Genomic DNA, 24445 nt, shown 5'->3' with positions numbered 1-24445 from the left:
TTTTTTGAATTTAGAATTTAGGGATGTGTTGTCCCCCATTATGCCCTGTATTTTTTCTTATCAATTTTACGTTAAGAAAAAATACAGGGCACAAAACACGGTTTATTTTTTATTCACTTTGTGCCAAATGATGGTTTGATTTCCAAAAATTTTGGAGAAACCTTTCACATCGTCACCTGTATAGCCCTTATTCATCTCACCATAGCTACCGAATTTATTGGACATCAAATCGTGTTCAGACTCGACACCAATGACGACAAAACGGTATGGGTGAAGTTCAACAATCACTCGGCCAGTCACTGTTTCTTGTGAAGATTGCAAGAATGCTTCAATATCACGCATAACGGGATCGTGCATTTGGCCTTCGTGCATATAATTTCCATAGAAAGCAGCGATTTGGTCTTTCCAAGACAATTGCCATTTGGTCAAGGTATGTTTTTCTAAGGCATGGTGTGCCTTAATTAAAATGACAGAAGCAGCAGCTTCAAAACCCACACGACCTTTGATACCAATGATGGTATCACCCACGTGGATATCACGGCCAATACCGTATGGTTGAGCGATTGCCTGTAATTCTTGAATCACTTTAACAGAAGCCATTTTCTCACCATTTAAGGCCACAGGCTCTCCTTTTTCAAAATCGATTGTAATTTGTTGTGGCTCTGAAGAAGTCACTGGAGTAGGCCATGCCGATTCAGGCAAATATTGGTTGGATGTCAATGTTTCTGCTCCACCAACAGAAGTACCCCAAAGTCCTTTATTGATGGAGTATTTTGCTTTTTCAGCAGAATACTCTACACCATGCTTATTCAAATACTCAATTTCGGCTTCACGCGACAATTGCAGATCACGGATTGGGGTGATAATTTCCACTCCTGGAATCAGGGTCTGGAAAATCATATCGAAACGTACTTGGTCGTTTCCTGCACCGGTAGATCCATGAGCAACACATTCAGCACCAATTTTCTTTGCGTAGTTTGCAATTGCGGTTGCTTGGCATACACGCTCAGCAGATACTGACAATGGATAAGTCGCATTTTTTAACACATTGCCAAAAATCAAAAATTTAATAGTTTCGCGGTAATAGTCTGCCGTTTCGTCTATAGCTGTATGTGATTTCACACCTAAAGCATAAGCACGTTCTTCAATATTTTTTAATTCTTCATCCGAAAAACCACCTGTATTTACAACTACGGAATGAACTTCTAAACCTAAATCTTGTGTAAGATAAATACAACAGAATGAAGTATCTAATCCGCCACTAAATGCTAAAACTACTTTTTTCATTAGAATGTTATTTTATGAGTGTTTGTTTTCAACGGCTGACTTAAGCTCGTTTCACTCGGTTTTTTATTATTATGTTGAGAGAACCTTGAACTGATCTTGTTATTATGAACGTCTTCAGTTACCTGTTACATCAATTTTCAATATAATCGATCAGCTTTAGCTTAATATCCTTTTGCTACTTTGTTATGCTTCGGAAAATTGACGGCAATAAATTTATTGGCCGATTTCCAAAACTTCGCCTGTATACGCTTTAGCAGAGACTGTTTTTGTGTAATTCTTTCCAAGCGTTCTTTCGCTTCATGCTTGCGCTGGATCTTCTCTCGCAATTCACGTTCTTTCTCTTCGGGGTCCCAAAGCATGGCTGTACACATACAGTTTTTACGGTCTTTGCTCATCAGAATTTCATAATTCACGCAACTTTGACAACCCTTCCAAAATTCATCATCGGAGGTCAATTCGGAATATGGAACCGGTTCATAGCCTAGTTCTGAGTTGATTTTCATCACGGCAAACCCGGTTGTCAAACCAAAGATCTTCGCTTTAGGGTATTTCTCACGGGAAAGTTCGAAGACTCTTTTTTTGATCGCTTTTGCCAAACCGACTTTTCTGAATTCGGGATTGACAATCAAACCTGAGTTCGCAACATAATCACCATGCCCCCAAGTTTCTATATAACAAAAACCTGCCCATCGGCCATCTCTATGTAAAGCAATCACTGCTTTACCTTCATTCATCTTGTTGGCAACGTATTCTGGTTTACGACGCGCAATACCAGTACCACGAGCCTTTGCAGACTCGAACATTTCGTCGCAAATAACCTCTGCATAATGTGCATGCTCAGGTTTAGCCGGGATAATTAAAAAATCTGATATAGTCATTGACTTACGACCCTAATAATAAAACAACAACTACTGTCGTGTTTTGTTACTAAATAAATTAAAATAATGGATTCAAAACCATCGGACAATCATGGTCTTGCTTGGAAAGATTCACTACCTCAAATCAAGCCCGAGGTAGTATAGGTCGTCGGAGGCGTAAAACAGGTATTTCTACAAAAATGAAAGCACAGAAGACCTTCCTCATAAACTTCTCAAAAGCTTGAGTATAAGAATAATCGTTCTTTTTGTTCTGTTTCATTTTTTAATGCGCTGTCAATTGTTTCTGACGATGCAAATGTATAAAAATATTTTTTTCTTTTCCACAATATTCTAATTGATTTTTTGCAAAAATCAAAAATTTACAATCTACCATCAAAACCGCGTTGTAAGCTTCATTTTCAAGCAATTAATCCGCAATAAGCCGGCAATAGACCGCGCACATTAGCGATATTAATTTGACAACAAAACGTATAAAGGTTTAAGGCTTTATCAATTGAAATTGTTGTTTTTCCTATCGGTTCGTTATTTTTAGTCAAAAACAATACTTTTGTAGGGATCATTTAATGGAGAATAGTATGTCACCGAGTTTAATTTTCTATCTTATTTTTGCTGTCCCTTACATTATCTTTATGTATTGGCTCGTCAAACAGGACAAACATAAATATGCCTGGGGAATAGCAATCATTACTATTGTTGCCCTATTAGCGATTTACGTATCGCAGAAAGCCAGTAAAGTGGCCATGGACAATTATCAACAGCATCAGATCGACTCGAGAGAGATCGAGCGGGAAGAGCGTTTACAAAAACAACAGGATAGCATTAATCATGCTCAACAATAAAAAAGCGGCGAATGCCGCTTTTTTATTGTTCGTTTGTATAATTTCAAATAAGACCTTCTAATTTAAAGAGAAAAGCATATTCCAATGCAATTTCCTTTAAGTAGTCAAATCGACCAGATGCCCCACCGTGGCCATAATCCATATCTGTCTTTAAAAGTAAAACCGTACCTCCGGTTTTAGTTGCCCTAAGTTTAGCCACCCATTTTGCTGGTTCAAAATACTGCACCTGACTGTCGTGAAGCCCAGTTGTGACCAATAAATTGGGGTATTCTTTTGCTTCAATGTTTTCATATGGAGAATAGGCCTTCATATAACTATAAGCTTCCTTTTCATTGGGATTGCCCCATTCATCATATTCATTTGTAGTCAACGGTATAGTATCGTCCAACATGGTATTCACTACATCCACAAACGGTACCTGAGCTATTATGCCATGATATAGCTCGGGCGCAATATTAGCGACTACGCCCATCAGCAAACCTCCTGCACTTCCCCCCTGTGCATAAAGATGTTCGGGTGTACAATAATGTCGATCAATCAGGTATTTACCACAATCCACAAAATCATAAAAGGTATTCATCTTATGCATCATTTTCCCATCTTCATACCACTGCCGCCCCATTTCCTCTCCACCTCTGATATGTGCCAAAGCGTAGATAAATCCACGATCCAACAAACTCAGTCGATTGCTCGAAAAAGTGGGGTCCATCGATGCCCCGTAAGATCCATAGGCATATTGCAACAATGGAGCTGAACCATCAAGTTTGGTTCCTTTTTTATAAACAATAGAGATCGGCACCTGAATACCATCTCTTGCCGTTGCAAAAACACGCTCGCTGATATATGCAGCTTGGTCATATCCACCCAAAATCTCCTGTTGCTTTAACAATACTTTCTCCTGCTTAGCCATGTCATATTCATAGACTGAGCTTGGTGTCACTAAAGAAGTATAGCCATATCGCAACTTATCGCTGTTGTATTCAACATTAATAGCCGGATATACCGTGTAGGTAACTTCTCCAAAATCCAAATAGTGCTGTTGCTGACTATTTAAATTATAAATTGCCAATTGAGTCAATCCGTTTTTTCGTTCAGCAATAGCTAGAAAACCCTTAAACTCTTTAATATCGCTGACCAATACATCCGGTCGATGATCGATGAATGTCTGCCAGTTACCGCGCTCTGTACGATCTAAGGGACATTGCATGATTTGAAAATTGATGGCCTCATCATTGGTCAGAATTAAAAAGCGATCGTCCAATGCAATGACCGAATAGAGAACATTGTGTATCCTTGGCTGAAAAACGCGAAATTCCGACTGCGGTAAATCAGCATTCAATATCCAAATTTCTGAAGACAATGTCCCTTCAGAATTGATGATGATATATTTTCCATTTTTGGATTTCCCGACAGCAATATAATTTGTATTATCTTTCTCTTCATACACGGCCACATCCGCTTTTGTATCGCTGCCCAATGTATGTCGCATAATCCTCTCGCTAAGTAAAGTTATAGGATTTTTAGCCGTATAAAACAACGTCAGGTTATCATTTCCCCATATCGCTGCCCCCTCTGTATTCTTTATCTGGTCGTGATAAATTTCTCCGGTCTCAATATTTTTGATAAATATGGTATATTCCCTCCGGGATACGGTATCCACACTAAAGGCAAGCAAACGATTATCCGGACTAACCGAAAATCCCTTTGCCGTATAATATGCATGCCCTTGGGCAAGCTGATCTACATCCAATAGCACTTCTTCTTCGCCCTCAAGCGTACCCTTTTTCCGACAGAATTTAAAATACTGTTTCCCCTCTTCCGTACGGCTATAATAGTAGTAGCCATTTTTGAAATAAGGTACCGACTCGTCTTTTTCCTTAATACGGGACTTCAATTCGTGAAAAAGATCCTCCTGTAGGTCTACTGTATCCTGAAGCATCAAACTGGTGTAATCGTTTTCCTTTTCCAGATAGTCAATAACTTCTTGAGCTTTTTCTCCTTTTTTAAAGTAATCAATCATCCAATAATAATCATCTCGCACAGCATCATCATGTATGTTTCTTACATGAGGGTAAACTGCTGCCATTGGGGCCATTACATTAGGCCAAACTATTTTTTTATTTTGTTGCATTCGCTTTCTTATTCGCTATTTAATATAAACGCTTTCTCATTCTGCTGTCCGGACCATCCCATAAAACAGGAGCCTCCTAGAAAGATTTGAATTTAAGATATTTCGTCAACAGTTTAATAAGAGATATGGATTATAAATACTTTTAATAAAAATTAACAGTTCAGAAGAAGCATTAGCATTATCTTTGCTATTCTGCTATAGTTAGGAATAAATGAGCAGGCACGCTCTTGAAAAAAAATTAAAACACACAGGAGAGAATAACCAGGTGGAATGCGTTCATGGCAATCATTGAAAGCAGACACTTCATTAAGAATTATTTACATATGAATTTAAAAAAATCACTATATCTAATTGCTTTAGGCTCATTGCCACTTATCTCTTTCGGACAATCGGATACCATTCCAGCAAATTGGTTTAATTTGGACTATAAAACGGATGGGGTGATGGGAATCAGTACCGAAAAAACGTATAAAACTTTATTGAAAGGGAGAAAATCCACTCCAGTCATCGTTAGCGTATTGGATGGAGGTGTGGATGTTTATCACGAGGACCTCAAAGATGTCGTGTGGATCAATGTGAAGGATAGTCTTGCAAATGGTATAGATAATGATGGCAATGGCTATATCAATGATAAATATGGCTGGAACTTTATTGGAAACGCCAATGGAGAAGATGTTCAGTTTGACAACCTTGAACTGACAAGACAGCTTAGGATACTGGACGAAAAGTTTGCAAACATCACAGCGGCAACAGAACTCAATGAAGCTGGTCGAAAAGCTTTCGCTAGTTATCAAAAAATGCTTGCCAAATATAAAAACAAGCTAGAAGAAGCTAAAATGGGTCAATTTTCGTACGATGCGCTCAAACGCAACATAGACGCTGTGGTACGTGAAATAGGTAAAAAGCCCGAGGATATCACACAGGAGGACATAGACAATTTCAAAGCGACCACAAATACGCAACGCATCGCACTGGGCTATGCAAAGGATGAAATCCACAACGGCGGCTTTGCCAAATTTTTTGATGATATCACCGAAGGTGCAAAATATTTCAACAATCAAGTTGATTATCATTTAAACAAAGCATACGATTCTCGACCTATTGTTGGCGATAATTATGAAGATGCTTCAGAGCGCCATTATGGCAACGCGGACGTAAAGGGACCAGATGCATTACATGGCAGCCATGTCGCAGGAATTATCGGTGCAAAACGCAATAATAATATCGGTATCAATGGAGTAGCGGATAACGTTAAAATACTCACGGTTAGACTCGTCCCTGATGGTGATGAGCGTGACAAAGACGTCGCAAATGCTATTCGCTACGCTGCAGACAACGGAGCCAAAGTACTGAACATGAGCTTTGGGAAAAGTTATGCCCATAATAAGCAGGCCGTAGACGATGCCATCAGATATGCTGAATCCAAAGATGTATTGATGGTTCATGCCGCAGGAAATGACAGTGAAGATAACGATATAGAACCTAATTTTCCAATGAAGTATTATACGGATGGAAAAGGTGATACCACCGGAGTTGCCAATGCATGGATCACCGTAGGCGCAACCGGTCTTCATTTGGACAATGAACTATTAGCCGATTTTTCCAATTATGGCAAAAAAACGGTCGACGTTTTTGCTCCTGGCGTCCACATCAACTCAACGGTACCAGATTCCAAGTATAAAGAAGAACAGGGCACGAGTATGGCTGCGCCCGTTGTCGCTGGTCTGGCGGCAATGATTCGATCTTATTATCCCAATTTGAGCGCGGTGGAAACCAAACAGATTATTATGGAATCGGTGGAAAAGCCGAACCAACTGGTACAGATAAAGGTTGGTGAAGATGCCACCAAAACGGTTCGATTAGCGGACATCTCGGTCACCGGAGGAATCGTCAATGCTTATAACGCCATTATAAAAGCAGAAGAATATACCAACAAAAAGAAAAAATAAATATTTTCTCGTTTTTTATACCAAAACTATCTTTTGTCCGTTTAATTATTTAACTTACAGAGACAAAACAACAGATGCTTATGGTAGAAAACTTTACCCAATCAGAAAACGAAGTTCAAAATTTGCTAACCCAAAACGAGAAGGTAATGACAGACGAGGACATAGAAAATGAATTGAAACTTCAATTACCAAAAATGTTGCTTCATCCAAGCAAAAGAAGTGTAGAGAATATCCTGGCATATTCGAAACAACTGGAAAAAAGAAAGGCCTAATCTGGGAGATTAGGCCTTATTTTTTAACCTTAATATCGTCTTGATTTATCTATGATCCAAAACAGTTGAGACTTCCCTTCCGTTTTGCACATTAAAATCAGAGTATTCACCATGTAGTAGGTTTCAAAATTTCTTTTTTGATGGAAATTTTGGCTAGTTTTGAACCGATGTTAAAACAAGAACGATACAAGGCTTTCGTAGATTATTTCTCCAAAAATAGTCCTGACGCACAGACAGAACTCAACTATAGTAATCCGTTTGAATTACTGGTCGCTGTTATTTTATCTGCACAATGTACAGATAAAAGGATCAACCAAGTCACGCCCAAATTGTTTGAACGCTACCCTGATGCACACAGTTTGGCAGCTTCTAGTGTAGACGAGGTGTTTAGCTATATACGATCCGTAAGCTATCCAAATAACAAGGCCAAACACCTTGTTGGAATGGCTCAACTACTGATTGAAAAGTTCAACAACATTGTACCCGAAAAAATTGAGGATCTTGTGAAACTTCCTGGTGTAGGTCGAAAAACTGCTAATGTCATTTCATCTGTTGTTTATCATAATCCGGCGATGGCCGTAGATACCCATGTTTTTCGTGTTGCAAATCGTCTTGGGCTAACCTATCGTGCGACAACGCCATTGGCTGTAGAAAAACAGTTGGTAAAAAATCTACCCAAAGATACAATTGCCATTGCTCATCATTGGCTTATCTTACACGGACGTTACATATGTCTGGCCCGAAAACCAATGTGTGAGAAATGCCCTATTACTTATATGTGCAAATACTTTGAAAAAAATCACCATATAAAAAGTGTTTCAGCTATATCAGAAACAAAAAGCTAATTTTTTTAGTGAAAATATTTGGTTTATGATTTTTAATTTTTAATTTTGAGAAATATATACTAAAAATATGAGCAACACAGATAAACTAAAGGCTTTACAGCTGACGTTAGATAAATTGGAGAAGAACTTTGGAAAAGGTTCAATTATGAAGTTAGGGGATACTGCTGTTGAGCCGATCGAAGCTATTTCTACAGGATCTCTAGGCTTGGATATCGCCTTAGGCATTGGCGGTGTACCAAAAGGCCGTATCATTGAAATATACGGACCTGAATCTTCGGGTAAAACTACCTTAGCAACTCACATTGTTGCAGAGGCACAAAAAAAAGGCGGTATTGCAGCAATCATTGATGCTGAACATGCTTTTGATAAATATTACGCTCAAAAATTAGGCGTAGATGTAGAAAATTTATTGATTTCTCAACCGGATAATGGTGAGCAAGGTTTAGAAATTGCTGATAACCTAATCCGTTCTGGTGCAATCGACGTTATTGTCATTGACTCCGTTGCGGCTTTGGTACCAAAAGGCGAGATCGAAGGCGAAATGGGCGATTCTAAAATGGGGCTTCAAGCTCGTTTGATGTCTCAGGCTTTACGTAAGTTAACAGGTACAATTTCAAAAACAAACTGTTGTTGTATTTTCATCAACCAATTGCGTGAAAAAATTGGTGTCATGTTTGGTAACCCAGAAACAACAACTGGTGGTAATGCCTTAAAATTTTACGCTTCTGTACGTTTAGATATCCGTCGTACATCACAAATCAAAGATTCTGATGAAGTATCGGGTAACCGCGTAAAAGTGAAGATTGTAAAAAATAAAGTAGCCCCTCCGTTCCGCATAGCGGAATTTGATATCATCTTTGGTGAAGGTATCTCTAAAGTAGGTGAAATCATTGATCTAGGTGTTGAATATGGTATTATTAAAAAAGCAGGCTCCTGGTTTAGCTATGGTGAGACCAAATTAGGACAAGGTCGAGACGCTGTTAAAGCCTTATTATTCGACAATCCAGATTTAATGGACGAACTTGAAGCTAAAATCCGCGCTGAAGTGACAGGAGAAGATCCAATGCTTAACACCGAGGAAAACGAAGACTAGTTCCTGTAAAAATTAGTATAATGTAGGTAGCCATCCTGTTTAGGATGGCTATTTTTTTGCGAAAGTTCAAGTGCTTAGATGATTATTTTGTTACATGTCCAAAGTTTTCAATTTGTACTCATAGATTTTATTAATTTTAGAAAGGCGAATTAAAAACGCCTGACATCCAAATGCTAAACTTAATATAAACAATGAATCGTAAACTAATTCTATTCCTTCTAATACTGCTAAGCTCAGTATTCCATCTACATGCACAAACAATACGCGTACTCTCGTTCAATATCCATCATGGAAACCCACCCACTGAAAAAGAATCTATTATCAATCTTGACACGGTTGCCAAGATTATTAAAAATTCCAAAGCTGACATTGTAGGTCTTCAGGAAATCGATGTTAATCTCGGTAGATCATATTTTGAAAATCAAGCCAAGAAATTAGCCGAATTAACAGGCATGCACTATATATTTTCCAAAGGAATAGACTTGGATAAAGGTGAATATGGCACCGCCATATTGTCAAAAAATCCGATTGAACGTGTAGAAAAACAGCTTCTACCCTCACCTGTGGAAAGCGAAACACGTAGTTTATCTGTAATCGAAGTCACTATTCACAAAAAGAAACTCTTATTTGCGAATACACACCTTGACCTGAAAGACAAAAACAAAATCGAACAGGCAAAATTCATCACCAATCGCTTCAAAAACGAAAAGTTACCCACCATCCTTGTCGGTGATTTGAACTCCGAGCCCAATGATCCAGCGATTATTGAACTTAGCAAAATATTCACAAAAAGCAGTATTGCCAATGGATTTACGTTTCCTCAAGATAAACCCACTACTGAAATTGATTATATCATGATCAATAAAACAGTTGCCGCAAGGTTTTCTAACCATCGAATTTTGGACGAGAAATACGCTAGTGATCATCGTCCATTATATGTCGAGATAAATATTAAATAACCACTTGTGACCTTTAAATATGAATTTTAACAGAAGAAGATTTTTAGAAGTCCTGGCGCTGGCTGGGATTACATTACCGAATATAAGCGTCGCGCAAGAAAAAGAAGCAAATGAGGCAGAAGGCGAGTTCAGTTTTCTCGTACCTGCCTATCTACAGAATCAAACGGAAACAGGCGTCAGTATTTTTACAATTTTGAGCAAAGAGGCTTTTGCTTGGCTCGAGATTCTCGATAACGCAGGAAATGTCCATAAAAAAATCTACCAATCCGAAGATGGGATGATCAACGCCAATACTGACTTTTTTCATTTTACAATTGAGGACGCGCCGCGCTCATTTCGCTATCGCATCAAGGCGAAGGAAGTCCAAAAATTCGATCCTTATAAAATTGTATATGGCCAAGAAATAGAAACACCTATTTTTGAGGCTAAATTAGCCAAGAGCGATCAAGAGCAGATTCGCTGTCTTGTATATAACGATGTACATGAGGAAAAGAGCAGTTATCATGACCTTATCCCAAATCAGGATATCGCGCCTTACGATTTCTTTGTGATGAATGGAGACTCATTTCATTATGTCACCAATCAGCAAGATATCACAGAGAAATTGCTAAAGCCAATTGAATTTTTTGCGACAAGCAAACCATTCATCATGAATCGAGGAAACCATGAGACAAGGGGATCTTTCGCTCGTAATTTCAAACGATATTTTGGTTATCCGGACAACAAGTATTACCAAGCCTTTAAAAGAGGGCCTATTTTTTGGATCATGCTAGACAGTGGCGAAGACAAGCCTGACAATCATGAGGTATACGCCGGAACAGTCGATTACGATAACTACAGAAAAGAACAGGCTCAATGGCTGGAACAGGTCCTCCAATCCAAAGAAAGAAAGCGTGCTCAACATACTGTTGTCATTAGCCATATTCCAATTTTTCATTCGGACGACTGGCATGGCACCCTGGATAACAGAGCATGTTTCCATCCCCTGTTTCAGAAATATAAAATTGATGCCATGATCTCGGGCCACACCCATCAATATGGATACTATCCAGCAGATAAAGACCACAATTACCCTGTCTTTATAGGTGGTGGTCCAAAAGCGGGGAAAAGAACCATCATCGATGTGGCCGGGAACAACAAGTCATTGAATATTCGGATGACTAGAGACGACGGAACAGAATTGGGATTATTTAAAAAATAGAAAAGGCGCTTTATAAGCGCCTTTTTCTATTTTAACAAAGCTGTTATGCTAGCTTCTTTATTCTCCCTTTTCCAAGAAAGGATATCTATAATCTGTATCTGGATTAAACGTCTCTTTAATTGTACGAGGAGATACCCAACGAAGCAAATTGATCATTGATCCTGCTTTGTCGTTTGTACCCGAACCTCTAGCACCACCAAACGGTTGTTGACCTACGACAGCACCTGTACACTTATCATTCACATAGAAGTTACCCGCAGCATGTCTCAATTTATCTGTTGCTAAATTAATGGCATAACGATCTTGCGCAATGATTGATCCTGTCAAGGCATAAATAGATGTTGTATCAACAATAGCTAACGTTTCTTCAAACTTAGCATCCTCGTAAACATATACCGTCAGCACAGGTCCGAACAATTCCTCAACCATGGTTTCGTAATCTGGTTTTGAAGCCTCAATGATTGTTGGATGGATGAAATATCCTTTAGATTTATCGTATGTACCACCAACTACAATTTCTGCTTCATTAGATTCTTTAGCTCTGTCGATATACTTCGCTAATTTATCAAACGACTTCTCATCAATGACAGCATTGAAAAAGTTCGTGAATTCCTCTGTTCCGCCGATTGTAAAAGATTTTACGTCATTCGTCATAGATTCCTTCAATGCTGGCCACAATGATTTAGGAATATATGCACGTGAGGCAGCAGAACATTTCTGGCCTTGGTATTCAAAAGCACCACGAACTAAAGCTGTATTCGCAACCTTCAAATCAGCCGAAGGGTGTACAACGATAAAATCCTTACCACCAGTCTCACCAACAATACGTGGATATGTTTTATAACGGTGGATATTGTTACCGATCGTTTTCCAAATGTCTTGGAATACTCCTGTTGAGCCAGTGAAATGGATACCTGCGAAATCTGGGTGTTGGAAAATCACATCACCTGCATCAGGACCTGAAACATACACCAAGTTGATTACACCATCCGGAAGACCAGCTTCACGGAAAATTTTCATCAATACATTTGCTGAATAGATTTGGGTATTGGATGGTTTCCATACAACAACATTACCCATCATTGCAACACACGACGGTAAATTACCCGCAATAGCTGTAAAATTAAATGGAGTCAATGCAAATACAAAACCTTCAAGAGGACGTTGTTCTACACGGTTCCAAACACCTTTACCTGATATAGGAGGTTGTTGCTTATAGATTTCACTCATGTACTGTACATTGAAACGCAAGAAATCCACAATCTCACATGCCGAATCAATTTCTGCCTGATAGGGGTTCTTCGATTGCCCCAACATTGTAGCAGCATTCAACTCATAACGGTATTTTCCCGAAATTAATTCAGCAGCTTTTAAAAAGATTGCAGCACGATCCTCCCAAGTAAGATTTTCCCAATCCTTTTTTGCCGCCAAAGCAGCATTGATTGCATCTGTTACGTGAGATTTATCGCCTTGATTGTATTGACCTAAAATATGTTGGTGGTCATGTGGAGGAGCTAGGTTTACTTTTTTAGAAGTAGTGATTTCTTTACCACCAATATACATTGGGATATCGATTTGTTTCGAACGTGCCTCATCAATTGCTGCTTTCAACAATTTACGTTCTTTCGTTCCGACAGCGTAAGTATACACCGGTTCATTGGTAGGAACAGGAACTGTAAAAAATCCTTTAGACATATTACAATTATTAATTATTCATCCAAAAAATGCTATCAATGAATCATGAAGCTATCAAGTTTGTTCGTTCCATTATTTGCATAAGAAACCATGGTTTCAACTTGTTAGCATGATACTAAATAGCGTTAATAGAAGTAAAATTACCTCAAATTTTATGAATACCCAAAGTTACTGTCCCTCTTTGAGCACCTTGGAAAAGATACGTTTAAATTTTTCCAATTTCGGTTTAATCACCAATTGGCAGTATGGTTCTTTCCCATTTAATCTATAATAATCTTGATGATAGTCTTCTGCAGGATAAAAGACTGTTGCCGGAACTACTTCGGTTACAATAGGTTTATTGAAAACATGCTCTTTTTCTAACGCCGAAAGATAATACTGCGTCTTGTCAAGCTGCTCTTTATCGTGCACAAAAATAGCCGAGCGATATTGGGTGCCGATATCATTCCCCTGGCGATTGAGCTCTGTTGGATCATGTGCGACAAAGAAGGCCTCCAATAGTTTGTCGTAGCTGATCACTTTTGGATCAAAAATAATATTGGTTGCTTCCGCATGCCCTGTGCTCCCTGTACAAACCTGCGTATAACTTGGATTTGCTACCCATCCGCCAGTATATCCTGAAACAACATGTACAACCCCCTTTAACTCTTTGAATTGTGCCTCAGTACACCAAAAACAACCTGCCGCAAATGTCGCTGTATCCAAACTTGCCGTATTTTTTGCCGGTAACTTCGAGAAATCAGTTTTTTTTGCCTGCTGTCCCTGGCAGGAGCCTAAAATAAAAAGTGCTGCTAATAGCATTAAAATATTTTTCATCAGTAGCGGGTATGATCGTGGAGTTAACTATTATACTGTAGTGTTCTACTATGGTCTTATAAACAAATACAACTGAGGTTTTGTTTATAAAATAGAAAAGCGACAATAAATTAGTATTGTCGCTTTTCTATGGTTCTATCAAATGTTCAATTATTTTGCTGCAGCATAGTTTTGTGCTACGGCATCCCAATTGATAACATTAAAAATTTCTTCTAAATACGCCGGACGCTTATTTTGGAATTTCAAGTAATAAGCGTGCTCCCAAACATCGATACCTAAAATAGGATTTCCTTTTACTTCAGCAACATCCATCAAAGGATTGTCTTGGTTTGGTGTAGAAGTTACGGCTAATTTACCATCAGCACCAACGATTAACCACGCCCATCCTGAACCAAAACGAGTTGCACCAGCTGCTTGAAGTTGCTTTTTCAACTCATCAAATGAACCAAATGTTGCATTGATTGCTTCGGCTAATTCACCTGTTGGAGCTCCACCAGCATTTGGGCCTAAAACTTTCCAAAACAAAGAGTGATTGTAATGACCACCACCGTTGTTACGTACTGCTGCAGAATATTTACTTACATTTTTAATGATATCCAATAACGATAAGTTCTCAGCGTCTGTACCTGCGATTGCTTTATTTAAGTTATCCACATATGCCTGATGGTGTCTGTCATGGTGGATTTCCATTGTAGTTTTGTCAATATGTGGTTCCAATGCGTCGGCTGCGTATGGTAACGCTTCTAATTCAAATGCCATATCTATTTTAATTTAAATGTTTATTACTTCGTTTATACATACAAATATAACACAATATACACGGTTATGTTTTTATGTGTTACAATAAATCCATTATTTCCTTACCGTTTTTGACGAAAAAATGATTTTACCAAATCAGCACATTCTTCCTGCAAAATACCATGTGTAATGACTGTTTTGGGATGTAATATTTTATCGTGAAAATGAGAATAGCCACGCTTTTCATCTTTGGCGCCATAGACTATTTTACCAATATGTGTCCAATAGGCCGCTCCGGCACACATAATACAAGGTTCTATGGTAACGTATAATGTACATTCATCCAGGTATTTGCCTCCAAGGTAATTAGCAGCTGCTGTAAAAGCCTGCATCTCAGCATGAGCTGTCACATCATTCAATCGCTGCGTCAAATTATGACCTTTTCCTATAACACGTCCTCGATGAACAATAACTGCTCCAATAGGTACCTCCCCCTCTTCGTATGCAACCTTAGCTTCGTTCAATGCCATACGCATGAACGACTCGTCACTATCGATGAGTTGTGTTCCTTCAAAATCTATAAATGTCATGGTACAAACTTAACTAAGTTTAGATCCATTTGGTAATTTTTTGTCGACGGATGTCAAAATAATATCGCCATTTTCGTCGGCAAATCCGGTCACGAGACACTCCGAAAAGAAATTAGCGATCTGCTTTTTGGGAAAGTTCACAACTGCGACCACTTGCTTTCCAATCAACTCTTCTTTGTTATAGTGTACTGTAATCTGGGCACTACTTTGTAAAATACCAATTTCATCTCCAAAATCAAGTTTCAATTGATAGGCTGGCTTTTTAGCTTTCGGAAAGTCCTTTACTTCTAAAATAGTTCCTACCCGTAAATCCACTTTCTCAAAATCGGTCCAACTAATGGCATCACTCATAATCGGTTGCTACTAATATCCTGGATCTCTTTACCTATCGTAAATAAAACATAGGAAGGTTTACGGCCCAAACGAGAAGACAATCGATCAATCAGTTTATCCTCCTCTCCAGCTTTAAAAGCTAAATCTTCATCACTTAAGTGGTTGTACTTGCGACGGAGTTTTTCTTTGGCTACTTGCCACTGTTCTTCGTTAATTTTCAGCATAACTCAGATTTAGCTATAAAATTTGTATATCTTTACTGAACTGTAAAAGTTTGTTTAAAGATACAATATATACATAAATAAAAGATTATGAAAAAGATTTTACCAGCATTACTTTTGATTTGTGGTAGCGTAGCAACGGCACAGGCGCAGCTTTTGCCGGGTTTTGAGGTGGGTGTAAAAGGAGGTTTGAACTTCTCCAAACTTAAAAGCGATGGCAAATATTTCAATTCCGACACTAAAGCAGGCTACCAAGCTGGTCTTTATGGACGTGTTGGTGTTTTGGGATTCCATATTCAACCTGAGGTGTACTTAACAGGTAAAAACACAACAGTGAAAGCTGAAAATGGGGAATCTACAGATGTTAAATTTACAACAGTTGATGTTCCAGTATTATTGGGCAAACGTTTTGGCTTAGGGCCGATTGGCGCGAGAATTCAAACTGGCCCAATATTTTCGTTTAAAGTAGATGATAAGCAAGATAAAGTCATCGACCAATTGAATCCCAATAACTACAAAAAAAGTGGTACAGCTTGGGCATTTGGCGTAGGAGCTGACATTTCAAGTTTACGTGTCGATGTTAGATACGAAATGGGCTTAAACAAAGTCAATAACGAGAGTCAGGCAAATCCAAAAATCAATATGTGGAGTATCGGGTTAGGCTATAGATTATTCAGTATTCTATAGTTCGTCCAACCTTGTTTATATGCAATTGAAAAGTCCGTTTTTATTCAAAACGGACTTTTTAATTGTATAAACTTTAGAACCGTTCTAAATTATTGCTTTTTCTTGTCAAAATGGTATCATATTTAATAGCAAATAGTAGATTTGCCTAATTCAAATTAAATTACAAGGATAATGAGTAAATCAAAGCCAGTTTTCAGTTCTTCGATTGGGAAGAAGCTAATCATGAGCTTAACAGGAATCTTCCTATGTTTATTCCTAGTTGTTCACTTGGTTGGTAACTTGCAATTATTTAAAGATGATGCGGGTCTAGCGTTCAACAAGTACGCCTATTTTATGACTCACTTTACACCAATCAAAGTTGTTTCTTACTTATTGTATGCTTCGGTCATTGTTCACGTCATCTACGCTATTACATTGTCGATGAAAAACAAGGCCGCTCGTCCTATTGGTTATGCCAAATATGATGGTCAAGCAAACAGCAAGTGGAATTCACGCAACATGGGTATCTTAGGTACTGTCATTTTAGTATTCTTAGCTACGCACATGTCTAATTTTTGGTGGAAGTTTCACAATGATGAAGTGCCGTACATCGAATACCGTACTGATTTGGCAACTGGACAAACCACAGTGAGAGAACTTCAAGCTTCTGAATTCCACGACTACCAAGAAACGGTAGAAAACAATGTTCAAATCTTAAAAGCGAGAGATTTGTACAAGCAAGTTGACTTTGCATTCCAAAATATTGCATTGGTCGCATTGTATGTTATTGCGATGGCAGCATTGGCATTCCACTTAATTCATGGTTTCCAATCTGCATTCCAAACTTTAGGTTTTAACCACAGAAGATATATTGGAATCATCAGAGTAATAGGTGTTTGGGTATTTGGAGTTTTAATCCCAATTGGCTTTGTATTAATGCCATTGTTTTTCTTCTTTAAATAATTCAGAATCTTTTAAGATAGAGCAGCAGCTCTATTCATTAATATAAAATTAAGAGATATGTTAGATTCAAAAGTACCAGCGGGCCCATTAGCCCAAAAGTGGTCAAATCATAAATTTAATCTTAAGTTGGTTAACCCTGCTAACAAACGTAAATTTACCGTTATTGTTGTTGGTACAGGTCTTGCTGGTGCATCTGCAGCAGCGTCTTTAGCTGAATTAGGATATAATGTAATTACATTCTGTTATCAAGATTCACCTCGTCGTGCGCACTCTATTGCAGCACAAGGTGGTATCAATGCAGCAAAGAGCTACCAAAATGACGGTGACTCTGTTTTCCGTTTATTCTACGATACAATCAAAGGTGGTGACTACCGCTCACGTGAGGCAAACGTTTACCGTTTGGCTGAGGTATCTGTCAACATCATTGACCAATGTGTTGCTCAAGGTGTTCCTTTTGCGCGTGAATACGGAGGTCTATTAGACAACCGTTCTTTCGGTGGTGCGCAAGTTAGCCGTACGTTCTATGCACGTGGTCAAACGGGACAACAATTGTTGTTGGGCGCTTATTCAGCGTTAAACCGTCAAATCAAAAAAGGGAAAGTAAAATCGTATACGCGTCATGAGATGTTAGACTTAGTTATGATCGATGGTCATGCTAAAGGTATCGTCACTCGTGACTTGGTTTCAGGTAAAATCGAAACGCATGCTGCACATGCAGTATTGATGTGTACTGGTGGTTACGGTAACGTATTCTTCTTGTCGACAAATGCAATGGGATGTAACGTTACAGCAGCTTGGAGAGCGCACAAACGTGGTGCTTACTTTGCAAACCCTTGTTATACGCAAATTCACCCAACTTGTATCCCGGTAACAGGTGATCACCAATCTAAATTGACATTGATGTCAGAGTCTCTACGTAATGACGGCCGTGTATGGGTTCCTAAAACTCAAGAAATGGCTGAAAGATTGCGTAAAGGTGAGATCAAAGCCAATGACATCAAAGAAGACGACAGAGATTATTTCTTGGAGCGTAAATATCCTTCATTCGGTAACTTGGTACCACGTGACGTGGCATCTCGTAATGCAAAAGAAGCTGTTGATGATGGTCGTGGTGTTGGTAAAACTGGTTTTGCGGTATTCTTGGATTTTAAAGAAGCTATCGGTCGTCTAGGCGAAGATGCTGTACGTGCTAAATATGGTAACTTATTTGACATGTACTACCAAATCACGGACGAGAACCCTTACAAACAACCAATGCGTATCTATCCAGCTGTTCACTATACAATGGGTGGCGTATGGGTTGATTACAACTTGATGACTACAATCCCAGGTTTGTATGCATTGGGTGAGTGTAACTTCTCTGACCACGGCGCAAACCGCTTAGGTGCTTCGGCATTGATGCAAGGTCTTGCCGATGGTTATTTCGTAATTCCTTACACTGTGGGTGATTACTTAGCTAAATTAGGTTCATTCGCACCAGTAGATCACAACCATCCGGCATTCGAATCTACACGTAAGGAAGTTGAAGACAAAATCAACAAATTGTTGTCTTTAAACGGTACTGAAACGGTTGATGATATCCACAAAAAACTAGGTCTCATCATGTGGGAATACTGTGGTATGGCTCGTACTGCTGAAGGCTTACAAAAAGCACAAGGTTTGATCCAAGAGTTGAAAAAAGAATTCTGGACAAACGTTAGAGTCCTTGGAGAGAATGAAGAATTAAATCTTTCTTTAGAAAAAGCTGGTCGCGTAGCTGACTTCTTAGAATTAGGTGAGTTAATGGTAGTCGATGCATTGCAACGCGCGGAGTCTTGTGGTGGTCACTTCCGTTTAGAAAGCCAAACTGAAGAAGGTGAAGCAAAACGTAACGATGATGAATTCGCCTATGTATCTGCTTGGGAATACAAAGGAGACAATGTACCTGAGGAATTACACAAGGAAGACTTGGTATTCGAGAACGTTCAGTTAACACAAAGAAGTTATAAATAAGAAGGAAAATTATCATGGCACAACATATGAATTTAACGCTGAAAGTTTGGCGTCAAAAAAATGATAAAGATAAAGGTCAATTTGTAACTTATCAGGCAAACGATATCGCTGATGATATGTCTTTCTTAGAGATGCTTGATATTGTCAATGAAGAATTGACTCGTAAAGGAGAAGATCCTATATATTTCGATCACGACTGTCGTGAAGGTATCTGCGGGATGTGTTCATTAGTCATCAACGGTCGCCCTCACGGTCCTAAAGAAGGTACAACAACATGTCAATTGCATATGCGTAGCTTCCACGATGGACAGACTATCGTGATTGAACCTTGGAGAGCTGCTGCATTCCCTGTATTGAAAGACCTTGCAACAGACCGTACGGCTTTTGACCGCATTCAACAAGCTGGTGGATATGTAAATGTTAATACAGGTGGTGTTCCTGATGCCAATGTTATTCCGATTCCTAAACGTATCGCTGACGAAGCATTTGAATCGGCTACATGTATCGGTTGTGGTGCTTGTGTTGCAGCATGTAAAAATGCTTCTGCAATGTTATTTGTGTCTGCAAAAGTATCTCAATTTGCCTTATTACCTCAAGGCCAAACTGAGCGTTACGAACGTGCACAGGCAATGGTAGATCAAATGGATGCTGAAGGTTTCGGTAACTGTACCAATACAGGTGCTTGCGAAGCAGAATGTCCTGTAGGAATCAAATTAACAAACATTGCTCGCTTAAACCGTGAGTACTTGACTGCTAAAATCTTCAGACAAGAAGAACCGCACGCTTAATAAGCAATTAAAATCCTTCGTGTTTTCGATAGCGTTAACAAAGCTTAAGAAACCGATTGAAGATTCTTTCTAGCCAATTAAAATAGGCTATTCAGAAAATAATATAAAAGTCCTTGCCCTAAGAAAGCAAGGACTTTTTTTTATATTTACAATAATGTAAATTGACGAACGTGAATTCTGGTATAAAAATTCGATTACTCCTACTTATCTTGACTTTATGCTTTATAGGAACAGCTATCACCATTAAAGAATCTGTTACCAATAAGGAAATACTGGACATTGATACAAAATCACTCAATGATTATATCGCTCAACAAGAGAAAAAAGTCGACCGAATTTTTAATGATTCACTCCTGCTCAAAACATTTAAAAACTACGATCAGTACCCAATAGCAGTTTATCAGGCATTTGAAAAGTTCAAAACCAATGAGAAGGTTTATTTATTTCTCTTTAAGGACCATGAACCGAAGATGTGGAGCACGCATTTATTTGTGCCAATTACAGATCAGGGATTTCCGGAAAAATCCAATTTTATTCAGGATGATAACCGTTCTTACGTTGTTCGAAAAAAAACAATTGGCAATATCAGTATACTCGCCTATATTATTGTAAAAGGCTATACAAATAACAACAACCCCTATTTAAATAGCTCATTGCGGAGGAACTTCTTCGACTCTCGAAATATCGACATTGCCTCCTATACAGACACTGTCACCATTAAAAATATCTATAGCAATGAAGGGTCTTATCTATTCTCTGTTAAGCTAAAAGACGGAGAGCATGAAAATGCCTATACGATTTTGCAATTCTTCTGTTGGCTACTTGCCTGGATCGCATTACTGATCTTCTTCAATAGTCTCTGCCTACATATGGCCAAGACAGGAAGGGCCTGGTGGTCTGCATTACTGCTATTATCGGTATTTAGCCTCGTCAAATTTGCCGATCTTAAATGGAATCTGCTGTCCGAAAACGCGACATTTTCAATTTTCGATTCGCGCAATTACGCTTACAATCGCTTCTTCCCCAATATATGGTCCGTGATGTCCACCACCATATTGGTGTTATGGTTGATTCTATTTATCTATTCAATTCGCAAAGAGCTCAATTTCGACAAGATAAAGAACATCCGACTCTTCAGAATTCCTATCGCAATCGGATTTATTCTAAGTATATACCTGTCGTTCGGTCTATTGTATGACATCGCTGGTACCCTGATTACGCACTCCAACAACATCTATTTTGATTTCACAAAACTTGTCGATTTACATTTCCTAAGTTGGGTAGATTTAGGCATTGTTGGCATGGGTATTTTGGCCTTGAGCATCTACATTGATCTTGTCCTATTTTTTCTTAAAAAATTAGAGTTAAAACCGACGCAGCTACTCAATATTCAACTGGCATGTGTCATTTTTGTCATCCTGATCATTTCCTTTTATATTGAGAAAAATAGCCTGGTCAATTTGTTACTTGCACTGATCATCCTGATTAAATCATTTGGCGAGAAGTATTTCGACCGACATATATTAACAAATTATATCGCCGTACTGATACTTTGGGCAATCATAAGTGCAATCACGCACGCTCGTTTCTATCAGGAACGGAACTTAATTGACATGAAGATCTTATTGAGTAACCTACAATCAGAAGATGATGTCAATGCTGTTTCATTGTTCTCCGATATTGAAAGTAGCCTAGCAAACGATCAAGAATTAAAACACCTATTTAATATCAGTCTCCCCTATACCAATACTGAGGGGATCAACGATTTCATCAAGAAAAAGTACTTTAGTGGCTATCTTTCCAAATATGAGTTCAAAGCATATTATTATGATCAGAATAATATTCCGCTCAATCCAGCCAGTCAGAATAAGATCAATGAATATCGAGAAAAAGTAATCAACAAGTCGATAAAAGTCACGCAGAACTTTTACCGTTCCAGTGCGGAATTAGGTACGCATGAATACTTCTCCATCATCCCTGTCACCATTGACCAAAATAGAATTGTCAATGTTATCGTCAATCTTTCCAATAAAGATTTTAGCTATACGGTTCCCTATCCCGAAATCCTTACCGATATGCGGATTAACAATTCGCAATATTATAATAAAGGAGATTATTCGATAGCCCTCTATAAAGGCGGCTCCTTAATAACACAGTTTGGGAAATATACTTACGAGAACAATTTGAGGGGGCTGAAAGGTGTTCCAGGGGAATATATTCAAGTACTCGACCGAGATGCATACCTACATATGGCTTATGTTGCCAATAAATTCTCTACATACGTTATCAGTAAACAAAAACCTTCTTTTTGGGATTATCTAGCGACGACTTCATTTCTGTTCTTGGTATTTTTTATGATTTTCATGCTTTTCCATTTCATAAAATCACTCTATATCTTTCTTAAAAATACCAAGCTAACTTTCCGTAATTTAAAGTATCAGTTCTACAAAATAGTAAATAAAATACAGTACTCTACACGTATTCAGACTTCCATCATCTCATCGGTAATTCTGGCTATTCTTATTTCAGCGGTAATTTCATATATAAGTATCAACAAGCAGCTTTATAATAACAATAAAGCAAGTAAAGAGCGCTTTATTATCGAGCTGGGTAAACGGATGGAAAATATGTTGACCTACACAGATGAAACATCCACCGAAACGCAGCTGATTAGTATTCTCAAGACATTATCCGAAACAATTTCCAAAGACTTCAATCTTTATTCCAAATCAGGCAGGTTACTTTACAGTTCGCAGCGTAGAATCTACGATCTGGAGCTTTTCTCTACTTTCATTAATCCGGCTGCACTGAAAAATCTTTCCATCTTAAAAAAATCGGAGACAATTGAAGATGAGCGTATTGGCACTTTCCAATTTGAGACCAGCTACGCCACCATCAGGGATAAAAACTATAATACACTGGCTTATATAGGTATACCAAACTTCTCACTTCAGAAGGAAGAAAATATCAATAAGAATCTTCTTTTAAATACCATAGTGAACATTTATTCGCTGATTATTATAGGCTTTGGATTTTATGCGACGTTTGTGGCCAACAGTGTCACCAATCCATTGAGCATCATCAGTAAGAAGATTTCACAACTACGCCTGGGGCAGCCCAACGAGCCTCTGTTTTGGCAACGAAATGATGAAATAGGTACATTGATCAAAGAATATAATCTTATGATCATAAAGCTGGAGGACTATGCTAATAAGATCAAAGATACCGAGCGAGAATCAACTTGGCGTGAGATGGCTCAACAGATTGCCCATGAAATCAAAAATCCGTTGACACCAATGAAATTAGGCATTCAGCAACTCCGTAGATCTTACAAAGACGAGGACCCTAAATTTCCGGATCGCTTCAATAAATTCTCCACTTCATTCATCGAACAAATCGATGCATTGACGCATATTGCCTCAGAATTTTCACATTTTGCAAAATTCCCAAATACGGTAATGGAAAACATCAATATTGTAGAGAAAGTAACAAAGTCCATTTCCTTGTACAACAATACACCAAATGTAAGTATTCGTCTCATTAACAATGCGGATCACAGAACCCTTATCGTTAAAGCAGATGGTAATGAGCTATTAAGAACCTTCAATAATTTGATAAAAAATGCGATTGAGGGCGGTTATGGACGAAAAAACATGAAGATCGAGATTTCCATTGAACGCTACTCAGACAAATTTGTCAAGATAGATATCAAAGACAACGGTTATGGGATTCCCAAAGAGATGCAGGATAAAATTTTCCAGATTAATTTCACGACAAAGAGTTCCGGAAACGGTTTAGGACTAGTTCTTGTCAAAAAGACAATTGAAGCCTGTAACGGGCAAATCTATTTTGAGACTGTAGAAGGCGAAGGTACAACGTTTCATATACTGCTTCCTTTGCAACAGATAGAATCTTAAATCAACTGTAATCAGACATCCAAGAAAGCGGATAGGATACTGCACCCAAAGCATCTAAATAATAAGATGAGCCGTTCCAAGTACATAAATAAGAGGCTACCACATTCAAGTAATGTAAATAAAACTAGGGCGTTCAGTTAGGCTCCTTATATCTCAAACATTGATTACATAAAACTGAACGATAAATGGGAATAGTCCTATTCTTACGACGTTCCAAGGATCAGCCTAACACAAACAGCGTACTATTAAACAAAAAAGAGGCTGTCTCAAAA

21 protein-coding genes are annotated in these 24445 nt (G+C 38.4%); 12 read left to right on the top strand and 9 right to left on the bottom strand.

Annotated elements, in window-relative coordinates; all coding sequences use genetic code 11:
- Positions 1 to 102: 102 nt before the first annotated feature.
- Together argG and B3H30_RS17895 are read right to left on the bottom strand one after the other, a co-directional pair.
- Positions 103 to 1287 (bottom strand): argininosuccinate synthase, encoded by a 1185-nt coding sequence (argG, locus tag B3H30_RS17900; RefSeq protein WP_070561980.1) that lies wholly within the window; start codon positions 1285 to 1287, stop codon positions 103 to 105.
- 161 nt (positions 1288 to 1448) lie between these two features.
- Positions 1449 to 2165: a GNAT family N-acetyltransferase gene (locus B3H30_RS17895; protein WP_070561978.1), complete on the bottom strand. Its 717-nt coding sequence runs from the start codon at positions 2163 to 2165 to the stop codon at positions 1449 to 1451.
- A 575-nt stretch (positions 2166 to 2740) separates the two neighbouring features.
- Between B3H30_RS17895 and B3H30_RS17890 the strand changes: the two genes are divergently transcribed.
- The gene (locus tag B3H30_RS17890) at positions 2741 to 3004 is read left to right on the top strand and encodes a hypothetical protein (protein WP_046674987.1); all 264 of its coding nucleotides are present in this window, start codon (positions 2741 to 2743) and stop codon (positions 3002 to 3004) included.
- A gap of 43 nt (positions 3005 to 3047) precedes the next feature.
- Here the strand turns inward: B3H30_RS17890 and B3H30_RS17885 are convergent, their stop codons facing one another.
- Positions 3048 to 5090: a S9 family peptidase gene (locus B3H30_RS17885; RefSeq protein WP_254667650.1), complete on the bottom strand. Its 2043-nt coding sequence runs from the start codon at positions 5088 to 5090 to the stop codon at positions 3048 to 3050.
- Positions 5091 to 5458: 368 nt separating this feature from the next.
- Here B3H30_RS17885 and B3H30_RS17880 point away from each other — a divergent pair, with 368 nt between their 5' ends.
- From B3H30_RS17880 to B3H30_RS17855, 6 genes are all read left to right on the top strand, one after another.
- Positions 5459 to 7084 carry a S8 family serine peptidase gene (locus B3H30_RS17880; RefSeq protein ID WP_070561974.1) on the top strand — a complete coding sequence of 542 codons (1626 nt, stop codon included), beginning with the start codon at positions 5459 to 5461 and terminating at the stop codon, positions 7082 to 7084.
- 80 nt (positions 7085 to 7164) lie between these two features.
- The gene (locus B3H30_RS17875; protein WP_139144906.1) at positions 7165 to 7356 is read left to right on the top strand and encodes a hypothetical protein; all 192 of its coding nucleotides are present in this window, start codon (positions 7165 to 7167) and stop codon (positions 7354 to 7356) included.
- 167 nt (positions 7357 to 7523) lie between these two features.
- Positions 7524 to 8201: an endonuclease III gene (gene nth / locus B3H30_RS17870; RefSeq protein WP_070562044.1), complete on the top strand. Its 678-nt coding sequence runs from the start codon at positions 7524 to 7526 to the stop codon at positions 8199 to 8201.
- A 67-nt stretch (positions 8202 to 8268) separates the two neighbouring features.
- Complete coding sequence (gene recA, locus B3H30_RS17865) at positions 8269 to 9294, top strand: recombinase RecA (protein WP_070561972.1); 1026 nt, start codon at positions 8269 to 8271, stop codon at positions 9292 to 9294.
- A gap of 191 nt (positions 9295 to 9485) precedes the next feature.
- The gene (locus B3H30_RS17860) at positions 9486 to 10253 is read left to right on the top strand and encodes an endonuclease/exonuclease/phosphatase family protein (RefSeq protein ID WP_070561970.1); all 768 of its coding nucleotides are present in this window, start codon (positions 9486 to 9488) and stop codon (positions 10251 to 10253) included.
- A gap of 19 nt (positions 10254 to 10272) precedes the next feature.
- The gene (locus tag B3H30_RS17855; RefSeq protein WP_070561968.1) at positions 10273 to 11454 is read left to right on the top strand and encodes a metallophosphoesterase family protein; all 1182 of its coding nucleotides are present in this window, start codon (positions 10273 to 10275) and stop codon (positions 11452 to 11454) included.
- A gap of 57 nt (positions 11455 to 11511) precedes the next feature.
- Here the strand turns inward: B3H30_RS17855 and pruA are convergent, their stop codons facing one another.
- The 6 genes from pruA to B3H30_RS17825 all read right to left on the bottom strand — a co-directional run bounded on the left by pruA (position 11512) and on the right by B3H30_RS17825 (position 15850).
- Positions 11512 to 13149, bottom strand: coding sequence for an L-glutamate gamma-semialdehyde dehydrogenase (gene pruA, locus B3H30_RS17850; RefSeq protein ID WP_286834748.1), 1638 nt, complete (start codon positions 13147 to 13149; stop codon positions 11512 to 11514).
- A gap of 168 nt (positions 13150 to 13317) precedes the next feature.
- Entirely contained in the window at positions 13318 to 13965 is a 648-nt protein-coding gene (msrA, locus tag B3H30_RS17845) for a peptide-methionine (S)-S-oxide reductase MsrA (protein WP_070561964.1), read from the bottom strand.
- 150 nt (positions 13966 to 14115) lie between these two features.
- Positions 14116 to 14724 (bottom strand): superoxide dismutase, encoded by a 609-nt coding sequence (locus tag B3H30_RS17840; protein ID WP_070561962.1) that lies wholly within the window; start codon positions 14722 to 14724, stop codon positions 14116 to 14118.
- Positions 14725 to 14825: 101 nt separating this feature from the next.
- Positions 14826 to 15293: a nucleoside deaminase gene (locus B3H30_RS17835; RefSeq protein ID WP_286754821.1), complete on the bottom strand. Its 468-nt coding sequence runs from the start codon at positions 15291 to 15293 to the stop codon at positions 14826 to 14828.
- 9 nt (positions 15294 to 15302) lie between these two features.
- On the bottom strand, positions 15303 to 15644 hold the full coding sequence (locus B3H30_RS17830; RefSeq protein WP_112373905.1) for a tRNA-binding protein: 342 nt from the start codon (positions 15642 to 15644) through the stop codon (positions 15303 to 15305).
- Entirely contained in the window at positions 15641 to 15850 is a 210-nt protein-coding gene (locus B3H30_RS17825; RefSeq protein WP_112373906.1) for a hypothetical protein, read from the bottom strand. The genes B3H30_RS17830 and B3H30_RS17825 overlap by 4 nt, the downstream gene beginning before the upstream one ends.
- Positions 15851 to 15937: 87 nt before the next feature.
- On the opposite strand from B3H30_RS17825, the gene B3H30_RS17820 reads away from it, so the two are divergent.
- The 5 genes from B3H30_RS17820 to B3H30_RS17800 all read left to right on the top strand — a co-directional run bounded on the left by B3H30_RS17820 (position 15938) and on the right by B3H30_RS17800 (position 24173).
- Positions 15938 to 16534 (top strand): porin family protein, encoded by a 597-nt coding sequence (locus B3H30_RS17820; protein WP_046674910.1) that lies wholly within the window; start codon positions 15938 to 15940, stop codon positions 16532 to 16534.
- A gap of 171 nt (positions 16535 to 16705) precedes the next feature.
- Positions 16706 to 17476, top strand: coding sequence for a succinate dehydrogenase cytochrome b subunit (locus B3H30_RS17815; protein WP_070561952.1), 771 nt, complete (start codon positions 16706 to 16708; stop codon positions 17474 to 17476).
- 57 nt (positions 17477 to 17533) lie between these two features.
- A complete protein-coding gene (locus B3H30_RS17810; RefSeq protein ID WP_070561950.1) occupies positions 17534 to 19468 on the top strand; it encodes a fumarate reductase/succinate dehydrogenase flavoprotein subunit in 1935 nt (644 codons plus the stop codon).
- 14 nt (positions 19469 to 19482) lie between these two features.
- Complete coding sequence (locus tag B3H30_RS17805; RefSeq protein ID WP_175441957.1) at positions 19483 to 20256, top strand: succinate dehydrogenase/fumarate reductase iron-sulfur subunit; 774 nt, start codon at positions 19483 to 19485, stop codon at positions 20254 to 20256.
- A 170-nt stretch (positions 20257 to 20426) separates the two neighbouring features.
- Positions 20427 to 24173 (top strand): HAMP domain-containing sensor histidine kinase, encoded by a 3747-nt coding sequence (locus tag B3H30_RS17800; protein WP_083295801.1) that lies wholly within the window; start codon positions 20427 to 20429, stop codon positions 24171 to 24173.
- Positions 24174 to 24445: the final 272 nt, after the last annotated feature.

It is taken from the genome of Sphingobacterium sp. UBA7038, assembly GCF_002494055.1.
GTDB lineage: Bacteria > Bacteroidota > Bacteroidia > Sphingobacteriales > Sphingobacteriaceae > Sphingobacterium > Sphingobacterium multivorum.
Note: the sequence above shows the minus strand (reverse complement) of the source record. Positions and strands in the feature narration are given on the sequence as shown.

What these genes read in the sequence shown, in the direction of transcription:
- argG (WP_070561980.1), bottom strand. Translation starts at nt 1,287, where the DNA reads ATGAAAAAAGTAGTTTTAGCATTTAGTGGCGGATTAGATACTTCATTC.
- B3H30_RS17895 (WP_070561978.1), bottom strand. Translation starts at nt 2,165, where the DNA reads ATGACTATATCAGATTTTTTAATTATCCCGGCTAAACCTGAGCATGCA.
- B3H30_RS17890 (WP_046674987.1), top strand. Translation starts at nt 2,741, where the DNA reads ATGTCACCGAGTTTAATTTTCTATCTTATTTTTGCTGTCCCTTACATT.
- B3H30_RS17885 (WP_254667650.1), bottom strand. Translation starts at nt 5,090, where the DNA reads ATGGCAGCAGTTTACCCTCATGTAAGAAACATACATGATGATGCTGTG.
- B3H30_RS17880 (WP_070561974.1), top strand. Translation starts at nt 5,459, where the DNA reads ATGAATTTAAAAAAATCACTATATCTAATTGCTTTAGGCTCATTGCCA.
- B3H30_RS17875 (WP_139144906.1), top strand. Translation starts at nt 7,165, where the DNA reads ATGGTAGAAAACTTTACCCAATCAGAAAACGAAGTTCAAAATTTGCTA.
- nth (WP_070562044.1), top strand. Translation starts at nt 7,524, where the DNA reads ATGTTAAAACAAGAACGATACAAGGCTTTCGTAGATTATTTCTCCAAA.
- recA (WP_070561972.1), top strand. Translation starts at nt 8,269, where the DNA reads ATGAGCAACACAGATAAACTAAAGGCTTTACAGCTGACGTTAGATAAA.
- B3H30_RS17860 (WP_070561970.1), top strand. Translation starts at nt 9,486, where the DNA reads ATGAATCGTAAACTAATTCTATTCCTTCTAATACTGCTAAGCTCAGTA.
- B3H30_RS17855 (WP_070561968.1), top strand. Translation starts at nt 10,273, where the DNA reads ATGAATTTTAACAGAAGAAGATTTTTAGAAGTCCTGGCGCTGGCTGGG.
- pruA (WP_286834748.1), bottom strand. Translation starts at nt 13,149, where the DNA reads ATGTCTAAAGGATTTTTTACAGTTCCTGTTCCTACCAATGAACCGGTG.
- msrA (WP_070561964.1), bottom strand. Translation starts at nt 13,965, where the DNA reads ATGAAAAATATTTTAATGCTATTAGCAGCACTTTTTATTTTAGGCTCC.
- B3H30_RS17840 (WP_070561962.1), bottom strand. Translation starts at nt 14,724, where the DNA reads ATGGCATTTGAATTAGAAGCGTTACCATACGCAGCCGACGCATTGGAA.
- B3H30_RS17835 (WP_286754821.1), bottom strand. Translation starts at nt 15,293, where the DNA reads ATGACATTTATAGATTTTGAAGGAACACAACTCATCGATAGTGACGAG.
- B3H30_RS17830 (WP_112373905.1), bottom strand. Translation starts at nt 15,644, where the DNA reads ATGAGTGATGCCATTAGTTGGACCGATTTTGAGAAAGTGGATTTACGG.
- B3H30_RS17825 (WP_112373906.1), bottom strand. Translation starts at nt 15,850, where the DNA reads ATGCTGAAAATTAACGAAGAACAGTGGCAAGTAGCCAAAGAAAAACTC.
- B3H30_RS17820 (WP_046674910.1), top strand. Translation starts at nt 15,938, where the DNA reads ATGAAAAAGATTTTACCAGCATTACTTTTGATTTGTGGTAGCGTAGCA.
- B3H30_RS17815 (WP_070561952.1), top strand. Translation starts at nt 16,706, where the DNA reads ATGAGTAAATCAAAGCCAGTTTTCAGTTCTTCGATTGGGAAGAAGCTA.
- B3H30_RS17810 (WP_070561950.1), top strand. Translation starts at nt 17,534, where the DNA reads ATGTTAGATTCAAAAGTACCAGCGGGCCCATTAGCCCAAAAGTGGTCA.
- B3H30_RS17805 (WP_175441957.1), top strand. Translation starts at nt 19,483, where the DNA reads ATGGCACAACATATGAATTTAACGCTGAAAGTTTGGCGTCAAAAAAAT.